8 protein-coding genes and 1 tRNA gene are annotated in these 9,089 nt (G+C 57.6%); 4 read left to right on the forward strand and 5 right to left on the reverse strand.

Annotated features, from left to right (window positions below):
* Nucleotides 1–2 precede the first annotated feature (2 nt).
* Genes O3A94_11300 through O3A94_11315 form a run of 4 tightly spaced genes read right to left on the reverse strand, consistent with a single transcriptional unit; the run spans nucleotide 3 to nucleotide 3,387 of the window.
* Nucleotides 3–506, reverse strand: a complete 504-nt coding sequence (locus O3A94_11300; protein ID MDA1356838.1) for a DUF934 domain-containing protein — start codon at nucleotides 504–506, stop codon at nucleotides 3–5.
* Nucleotides 493–2,148, reverse strand: coding sequence for a nitrite/sulfite reductase (locus O3A94_11305; protein MDA1356839.1), 1,656 nt, complete (start codon nucleotides 2,146–2,148; stop codon nucleotides 493–495). The genes O3A94_11300 and O3A94_11305 overlap by 14 nt, the downstream gene beginning before the upstream one ends.
* A 2-nt stretch (nucleotides 2,149–2,150) precedes the next feature.
* Nucleotides 2,151–2,453 (reverse strand): DUF2849 domain-containing protein, encoded by a 303-nt coding sequence (locus O3A94_11310; GenBank protein MDA1356840.1) that lies wholly within the window; start codon nucleotides 2,451–2,453, stop codon nucleotides 2,151–2,153.
* 13 nt (nucleotides 2,454–2,466) lie between these two features.
* Nucleotides 2,467–3,387, reverse strand: a complete 921-nt coding sequence (locus tag O3A94_11315) for a hypothetical protein (GenBank protein MDA1356841.1) — start codon at nucleotides 3,385–3,387, stop codon at nucleotides 2,467–2,469.
* 348 nt (nucleotides 3,388–3,735) lie between these two features.
* Between O3A94_11315 and O3A94_11320 the strand changes: the two genes are divergently transcribed.
* The 3 genes from O3A94_11320 to O3A94_11330 are packed head-to-tail and all read left to right on the forward strand — an operon-like array spanning nucleotide 3,736 to nucleotide 7,156.
* Nucleotides 3,736–6,147, forward strand: a complete 2,412-nt coding sequence (locus O3A94_11320; GenBank protein MDA1356842.1) for a tetratricopeptide repeat protein — start codon at nucleotides 3,736–3,738, stop codon at nucleotides 6,145–6,147.
* Nucleotides 6,148–6,181: 34 nt separating this feature from the next.
* The gene (locus O3A94_11325) at nucleotides 6,182–6,505 is read left to right on the forward strand and encodes an NIPSNAP family protein (protein ID MDA1356843.1); all 324 of its coding nucleotides are present in this window, start codon (nucleotides 6,182–6,184) and stop codon (nucleotides 6,503–6,505) included.
* A gap of 30 nt (nucleotides 6,506–6,535) precedes the next feature.
* The gene (locus O3A94_11330) at nucleotides 6,536–7,156 is read left to right on the forward strand and encodes a DUF924 domain-containing protein (protein ID MDA1356844.1); all 621 of its coding nucleotides are present in this window, start codon (nucleotides 6,536–6,538) and stop codon (nucleotides 7,154–7,156) included.
* A gap of 69 nt (nucleotides 7,157–7,225) precedes the next feature.
* On the opposite strand, the gene O3A94_11335 is transcribed toward O3A94_11330, so the two are convergent.
* A tRNA-Val gene (locus tag O3A94_11335) sits at nucleotides 7,226–7,300 on the reverse strand.
* A gap of 272 nt (nucleotides 7,301–7,572) precedes the next feature.
* Between O3A94_11335 and O3A94_11340 the strand changes: the two genes are divergently transcribed.
* Nucleotides 7,573–8,706 (forward strand): lytic transglycosylase domain-containing protein, encoded by a 1,134-nt coding sequence (locus O3A94_11340; protein MDA1356845.1) that lies wholly within the window; start codon nucleotides 7,573–7,575, stop codon nucleotides 8,704–8,706.
* Nucleotides 8,707–9,089: the final 383 nt, after the last annotated feature.

A 9,089-nucleotide genomic window follows, 5' to 3' on the forward strand; every position in this document is an offset into this window, starting at 1 on the left:
TCCTATTCCGCCGCCGCGCGGCGATGCCGGAGTGCGCTCAGCACACCACGCGGGTCGCTCGTCGGTTGGTACCAGATCGAAATTTCTGAAACCGCGCGCAGCCAAGCTTCCACTGCGCCGGCGTTTGTCACCTGGAACGCGTTGAAACCGCAGCGATGCATGAACAGGAATTGATCGCGCGATACATCGCCCACGGCGCGGAGTTCCCCAGCAAAGCCGTAGCGCTCGCGCAGCAGTCGCGCGGCGCTGTAAGGCCGCCCGTCACGAAAGGTCGGAAAATCGAGCGCGATCAACCCGAATTCCTTGAGGTCCGGAAAGATGCCTTCGACCGGCTCGCCGCTCTGCACCAGCAGGCCGAGCGGTTCGCTGCGTGCTTGCAACGCCGCTTTCTCGCGCTGCCAGCGGGCCAGCGATACGGCCACGGGCCCGTGCCCGGGCAGCGGCGCGTCGTCAGCCGCGAACTGCCAGCGGTCCTCGGCGATTGCGCCATTCTTAATGAGCGGCATAAAGACGCTCCTTGAACGGTTCGCGGCCTAGGCGGGCATAGGCATCGATAAACAGCTCGCCGGTTTGGCGCAGATCGAGATAAGTATCGACCACCGTTTCTACCGCGCCGACGATATCGTCAGCTGAAAAGGCCGGCCCGACGATTGCGCCGATCGCGGCTTTGCCGTCGGCCCGCCCGCCGAGGGTAATTTGGTAATTCTCCACGCCCTTCTTCTCCAGCCCGAGAATACCGATATGGCCGACATGGTGATGGCCGCAGGCGTTGATGCAGCCCGAAATATTGAGCCGAAGATCGCCGATATCCTTTTGCCGCGCCAAATCCTGAAAGCGTGTGCTGATCGCCTGGGCAACCGGGATCGAGCGCGCCGTGGCGAGGCTGCAATAATCCATGCCCGGGCAGGCGATGATATCGCTGATCAGACCGCGGTTGGCGGTGGCCAGGCCATGCGCCTTCAAGCCCTGCCAAAGCGCATAAAGATCGCGCTTGCGCACATGCGGCAACACGAGATTCTGCTGATGCGTCGCGCGCATTTCGTCGCAGCTGAAGCGCTCGGCGAGATCGGCCACCGCGTCCATCTGTTCGGCGTTGATATCGCCGGGCACCCCGCCCTCAGGCTTGAGCGAAATGGTGGCGATGGCATAGCCCGGCTGCTTATGGGCGTCGACATTCTGCTCCAGCCAGTGATCGAACGCGCTGTTCGCACGGCGCGCCGCATCCAGGCCGGTGTCGCTGCCAGCCGCGGGATCGAAGGGTGGCGGAGCGAAATAGCGGCCAATGCGCGCCACTTCCTCGTGCGGAAGGTCAGTAAATCCCTCGCGCAGCTGGCGCCACTCGGCCTCGACCATTTTGGCCAACGATTCGGCGCCAATTTCATGCACGAGAATCTTGATCCGCGCTTTGTAGATATTATCGCGCCGGCCCAATAGATTGTAGACGCGCAGAATGCTCTCCAAATAGGACAGCAGTTCCGCCTTGGGCAGGAATTCGCGGATGGTTTTGGCAAGCATCGGCGTGCGCCCTTGGCCGCCGCCCACCATCACCTCAAAGCCAACTTCACCGGCATCGTTGCGGCAAAGCTGAAGGCCGATATCGTGGACGCGAAGCGCCGCCCGATCTGTCGCCGCACCGCTGACCGCGATCTTAAACTTGCGCGGCAGGAAGGAGAATTCGGGATGCAACGTGGACCATTGGCGGATGATCTCGCACCACACGCGCGGATCTTCAATTTCGTCCGCTGCGGCGCCGGCAAAATGATCGGCGGTGACGTTGCGGATGCAATTTCCGCTGGTCTGGATGGCGTGCATCTCGACCTCCGCCAGCTCGGCCAGCAGGTCGGGCACCTCGGTGAGCTGGATCCAATTATATTGGATGTTCTGGCGCGTGGTGATGTGGCCGAAACCCTTGTCGTAGCGCCGTGCGATATGTGCGAGGCGGCGCATCTGGTGCGACGACAGCGTGCCGTAGGGAATGGCGACGCGCAGCATATAGGCATGAAGCTGCAAATAGAGCCCGTTCATCAGCCGCAGCGGCTTGAATTCATCCTCGCTCAATTCTCCGGTAAGGCGGCGTGCCACCTGATCGCGGAATTGTGCCACGCGTTGATGCACGAAGGCATGGTCGAATTCATCGTAGCGATACATGCTTATGCCACCCGGCCCGCTGGCTGGCCCGCCGCGCGGCTATGTCTCGGGCCAAACAAGCGGATGCGCTCGCGAAAATGTAGCGGTGCGAAAGCGCCGCCGTCATCGGCCATCGAGACGAGATAGGGCGAGACGATAATTCCGGCCGCCACGGCACGCTCTGCATCGGCGAGCAGCGCGGCGCCTTCTTCGGTGGACGCCGCCGTACGGCCGTCGATGATGCTTTCCGACCAGCCGTCGTCGCGGGTGAGATAGACCACGCGGCCATCGGTGAGGCGGTTGGCGCTGACGATATCCAGTTTCATTATTCTGTTCCTTTTAAAATGCGCCGACATCGGCATGTTGCTCTTGCGTTCGCGCCACTAGGCGTACGACCCGCTTGCCGGCGCGAAGCTCTGCCGCCGTCAGATTTCTGGTTTGTTCCGTATTGTCGCGCGCCGAGACGCGAACCGCATCGCGCCGGGCATGATCGAGAATGGCGTTACCGATAGCGGCGTCATGAACAATTACATCGGCGCGGGCGATGTGCCGGACATCGCGGAGCGTCAGTAAATCGGCCTGGGCGGGGTCAACCGCGATGTCCTGCATCCCGCCGGTTGGCGGCAGCTGGGCGCGGTTTACCAACGCCAGCATGTCGCTTCGCGCTTGATGTTCGTTGCCGGCGAGAACGGATTCGGCCAGCGGCCCATCGAAGAAATTTTCCCAAAAGCGCAGCCGGGTGTCGAAATCTTTGAACGTCGCCCGCACCGCTGAGCGGAAAGAGTGGGCGAAATGGGCGAGGCGGCCGAGGCCGTGCGGCAGCAGCGTTTCGATTTCAGCCCGTATGCGGCGGGCTAGCACCGGCGAGGCGCCGCCCGAGGAAATGGCGACCACCAAGGGGCCACGATCGACGATAGCGGGCATGACGAAGCTCGAAAGGGCCGCGCGGTCGACCACATTCACCGGGATATTCCGCGCCTTGGCGGCGCAGGCGACTGCCTGGTCTGGCTCGGCCACGCCGCTTGCAGCATGGACAAGGGCACAGCCGGTGACGTCTTCAGCGCGGAACTCGCGCAGCAATAGCGTCACATCTCCGCTCTCGCCGAGAGCCTTGAGATCCGCGTCGAAGCGCGGCGCTATCACGGTCACGGCTGCGCCGGCACGGCACAACAAGTTGACTTTGGCCAATGCCGTAGCGCCGCCGCCAACCACCAAGCAGGGTTTCCCCTGGATATCGAAGAATGCCGGATAATACCGCATTTTCCGCCCGTTTCCTCTTCGTTCCCGTTTTCTAGGCGATAGCCGTTAAAAATATGTGGTCACGAAAAACTTGCTCGTGATCATTGTATATAACAGTTAAAAACTATTTGTCATGTGAAAATTTTATTTCACATTAAAAAAAAGTTATAACAATTGAAAATTTGTGAAAAATGGAAGGCACCGGCGGATTTGAACTAGCGATCCCTGCCGTATATAGACTGGCGCTCGGAGCCACGGCTTCGAGAAACAAGATAGTGCCGCGATAGTCGGCGTCTGGCGCGAAATAAATCACGGATAACGGCGCCAGGAAGACCGAGGCCATCAAGCCATGGTCCGTTAGGGTAGAACATGTCTGGGCAGCAACAAACGCCAACCGTCGACCTCGCCGTTCAGCACTTTAACGCCGGGCGACTGTCCGAAGCAGAACGCGTCTGCGAAAAAATCCTACGAAAAGATCCCGATCATCCGGTTACGCTGCATCTGCTCGGCGTGATAACCCACCGATTAGGCAGAAACGAAGCCGCCGCCGATCTCATCGCCAAGGCGCTCGACCTCAGGCCCGATATGACGGCGGCGCATTTTAACCACGCCCTCGCGTTGACGGCGCTCGGTAGGCTAGACGAGGCCATAGCCAGTTACCGCAAGGCGCTCGCTCTCAAGCCCGATTATCCCGAAGCGCATAACAATATTGGCAATGCGCTTCAGAATTTGCAGCGGCCGAAAGAGGCGGTCGCAAGTTTTCAGGCAGCACTCGCTCTCAAGCCGAATTACGCCGCCGCACACAACAATCTAGGCCTTGCACTGCGTGACCTTGGCGAGCTCGGCGAGGCCATGGCCAGCTACCATAAGGCGCTCGCCATCATGCCAAAATACGCCGAGGCGCACGCCAATCTTGGCCTAGTGCTTCAGGAAATGGGCAATCCCGAGGAGGCCGTCACCAGCTACCGCAGGGCGCTCGATTTCCAGCCCGGCTATGCCAGAATTTACAGTAATCTCGGAGCGTCCCTACAGAGCCTCGGCCGGGTGGACGAGGCAATGGCGAGTTACCGCAAGGCGCTTGAACTCCAACCCGATCTTGCCGAGGCACATAACAATCTCGGTAACGCGCTGCAGGACCATGGCAATCTCGAAGAGGCGATCACCCGCTACCGCCAGGCTGTCGCGCTCGAACCCGAGAATGATTTATTCGCAGCCAATTTTGCCGCGTCTTTGAGGTCTGTTTCGATTTCGTCTGTCGATGAGAATTTGTATCAGGATCTGTCGCGGCTGTTGCAACGGCCCAAACTGCCGCCGTCCTACCTGGCCCGATCCGTCATCGAAGCAGTTCGCCATCATCCGGATTTTGCACGGATTGTGGCGGTTGTTGGCGCAGAAGCGCAAATCACTGGCGAAGCCTATGGCGATATTGCCGAGCAGCTTTCGGGCATACCGCTGTTTCTGCAGATTCTGAAACTCAGCCCGATCGTGGACCTTGAGATAGAGCGATTGCTGACCCATCTTCGTCGCCTGATGCTGCGCGAAATAACCGGACCACATATGGCGAACCGGGTCGCTCCATTTACGGCGGCGCTGGCGCATAATTGCTTCACCAACGAGTATATCTTCCCGGAAACGGAAGAAGAGCAAGCGTCTATCGAACAGGTGCAACAACGGATCGCTGGGCTGCTCGAGAGCCGGCAAGCCGTGCCGCCATCTTTGGTTATCGCTCTGGCCGCGTACCGGCCTCTCTATGAGTTCCCCTGGGCGCAACAGCTCAGTGACAGCGAATGGGACAGCGAGATAAAGAGCGTTCTCCGACGGCAAATAACCGAGCCGTCAGAAGAGCGCGCTCTCGGCATGCAAATTCCCCGCATTACCGCCATTGAGGATTCGATCTCCCAGGCGGTGCGCCAGCAATATGAGGAAAACCCCTACCCGCGTTGGATCAAAGCCGGCCTGGCACATAAAAACGCCAGCCCTGGCGAGGTGTTGCGCGGCTCTCCGCTGTTCTTCGATGTGACAGAGGACAGCTTCGCAGAGCGCCCGGAAATTCTCATGGCTGGCTGCGGCACCGGCCAGCATACGCTCTATATGACCTCGCGGTTCGCGAACGCGGAAGTGCTGGCGCTGGATCTGAGCCTGAATAGCCTGTCCTACGCCAAAAGAAAGACCGCGGAGCTCGGGTTCACGAATATCGAATATGCCCAAGGCGACATCTTGCAATTGGGCGCGCTCGGGCGACAATTCGATGTCATCGGATGTGCTGGCGTGCTGCACCATCTCGGCGACCCGCTGGCCGGCTGGCACGTTTTGGCCGATCTGTTGCGCCCCGGCGGTGTGATGAAAATTGGCCTCTACAGCGAGACCGCGCGCAAACATCTCATTGCCGGGCGTTCGCTGATTGCCGAGAAGGGCTATTCGACATCGCCAGAGGACATCCGCCGCTGCCGCCAAGACATCATATCGCTGGCGGCAACCGGCAACGCTGAGATGGCGAAGATCTGCCACGGCGAGGAATTTTTCAGCCTTAGCCAATGCCGTGATCTGCTATTCCACGTCCAGGAGCAGCGCTTTACCCTGCTGGAGATCGCGACGACGCTGGAGTCGCTTGAACTCATCTTCCTCGGATTCGAGTTTGATAACCGCAGAACCCTCGGCCGGTTCAAGCAATTGCATCCCGACCGTGGCGCGCCGGCCTCGCTATCGCTGTGGCATGAATTCGAACTGGAAAATCCCGACACCTTCGCCGGCATGTACCAATTTTGGTGCCAGAAATCGTGAAGCGGCACAGCATCTTTAACATGGGAGAAGAATTATGATTGTTGAACAGCGCACCTACACCCTGCATCCAGGTCAGCATCTGAAATATTTGGATACCTACGAAAAAGAAGGGCTGGAGATACAGCGCCCGATTCTCGGCAATTTGGTTGGTTATTTCTTCACCGATATCGGGCCGCTCAACCAGATCGTACATATGTGGGGCTATGAGTCTCTCGATGATCGGGCCATCAGACGCAAAAAATTGTTTGAGGATTCTGGCTGGCGCACATACATCCAAATGGTTGTCCCCATGATCGCGTCGCAGGAAAGCAAAATTCTGATTCCGGCGGCGTTCTCTCCGATTGGCGGCAGCCGCTAGGCGGAAAATGGATCATGTCCGGTATCGTCGTTGACTAGCGAATTAGCCTCCGAAATCGTTGCGTTTTGGCTTGGGCCAAGCCTTGAGGGACCCGAGGCCGCACTCGCGCGGTTGGATTGGTGGTACCGCGCCGGCGCGGCGGTCGACGAAGAGATTCGCGTCCGGTTTGGCGAGCACCTACCCCTTGCTTGCGCAGGTGGGCTCAGCGACTGGGAGAGGACGGCGACCGGCGCGTTGGTTCTTGTGATCGTGCTTGATCAATTCACCCGTAATCTCTATCGCCATACGCCGGACGCCTATATCGGCGATTCTTCTGCTTATAGGATTGTCGAAAAAGCCATCGAACAGGAAATGGATCATGAGCTTCACCCTGTCGCGCGGATTTGGCTCTACCATCCATTTCACCATGCCGAGGACGTCCAACAACAGGATAGAGGCTTAGCCCTGCTGCATGAACTGGAGCAGACATCAGAGCAAGTGTGGCAACCCTATATTCAACGCGCCATTGAAGGCTGGACCCGCCACCGGAATATCGTTGCCCGCTTCGGCCGTTTTCCCCACCGCAATCAGGTGCTGGGCAGGATCGACACTGCGGGAGAGCTCAAATTCCTGTCAAAGGATGCGGACAGCTTTGGGCAGGGGCGCGAATAACACGCGCGATTAATGAACCACTTGGCTCAATAATCTTTTTCGGGTTTCCACCTAAGTCCTTGAAATAAGTGGTGGGCGCTACTGGATTTGAACCAGTGACCCCCGCCGTGTGAAGACGGTGCTCTCCCACTGAGCTAAGCGCCCTGACTCATCAAAACCGTTGCTTACTGTGGTAATTCTCGCCCTTTCGGGATTCCCGGTCAATGCATTAAAAGAGTTGTTTTCTTGAAAATTTGGTACGGGATTGGTCCGAAGCTGAAGGGGGGGGGAGCGGAAAAATCCATCGCGCTATTCCATCTATGTATAGATTGAACTCCCAGTGTTTGAGCAACTTTTTTCCTTGTGAAGAAATTTCCATCGCTGGCATTGCACCTCTATAATTCACATATATTTAGTGTGATTTAGGAGGGCAGCAAATGAAGACCGGCGAAGTGGAAGCAACTATCAAACGATTAATCCAGCGGGATGAAGGGATCGCACCGGCATTACGACTGCTAGAACAGATGCTGGGTACAGCGATAAGCGAGAAGGAAGCTGAGGAATTAAGGCGAGTGATAGAGCGCCGGCGAATAAGGCTCTTGGCTGAGGCAGCCGTAGATGGCGTTGAGGTGGATACTGCCGGAATGAAGATCGAAGATGTCCGTGCCTCTCTGAGGGAAATGGTCGCTGAGACAGACAATCCTAACCTAATACGGATGGCGGATGGTGTTGCTGCAACATTCGGTGATGACGCTGCTGCCGGACGAATGAAGCCTGGTGGTCTGCGGGCGCGACGGTCAGGAAATGTGATCGTAGCTCCGGGAAATGGTGTGGACCAAGGGTTTGCAGCTGTTAATGGAGAAAACCTTATACCCGTGTGGCTTGATGATGGTGAATATATTTTTTCGAACAAAGCTATCGAGGGTCTTGGTCTGCGCAACGGGGCACCCAGGGTAAAGGCGAGGGATGTTGGCCTGGTCGAGTTGGAAAAACTCCACAACGAGTTGAAAGCACTCGCAGCAACTGAGCCACCGGCACCGCCGGAAGAAATCACTGCCGATGTTGGCCCCGCAGAGCCTGTGATGACGCCCACCGAACTCTTAGCAGAAGCACAAATAGCGGAGGAGCGAAGGGAGCGGGCGGCGGTAGCTGACGAAACAGGCAGATGGCATGCATCAGACGAATTTATTAATGCTGTAATTGCTGCCGAAAGCGGCGGTGATCCCAACGCTGTGAGTGAGGCCGGCGCCGTTGGCTTGCTCCAGATTCTGCCAAGTACTGCCCGCGACCCCGGCTTTGGCGTGATTGGGTTGGAAGGAACTGATGATGAAGTGGTGGCTCAGTTGAAGAATCCTGAAATCAACCGCCGCCTCGGGTCAGAATATTTGTCTGCGATGCTCCACCGTTATCATGGTGATGCTGACTTGGCGCTGGTTGCCTATAACGCCGGTCCGGCCAGAGCAGATAGGGTCGCGAAAGATGAAAGACCATTGGATCGATTCGTGGAGTTAAATCCTAAGGCTGCCCTAGAGACACTGCCATACATCAAGCGGGTTCTTGGAAATGTCTGAATTTATGCGTGCTGCCGAGGTGGCCAAATTGTTGGATGTGACCGAGAGGCGCGTCTATCAAATGATGGAAAGTGGCCAACTGGACTACCGTGGGCGCAGACCAAGGCGGATAAGCAAGGAGAGCTTTGATCAATATCTGGAAGGTCGGTGGCCTCAGTTGTTGGCGTTCATGAGTGGCGACCCCAGGAATTGAACCCATAGCTTAGCCATATTGGCGCGTGCTGCATTTCTGTCACCGACAATTGGCGTGACTGTTATGTAACTAACGTCTAGATTTTAGCCGCCTACGTAACCTTCGCAGGCAAGCGTCTATCGCGCATTGGAAAGATGAGGGGGATGATGAAATCACTCACTACTCTCCTCGCACCCATTCTTCTTCTGAC

The sequence above is a fragment of the Pseudomonadota bacterium genome, from assembly GCA_027624955.1.
Taxonomy (GTDB): Bacteria; Pseudomonadota; Alphaproteobacteria; order UBA828; family UBA828; genus PTKB01.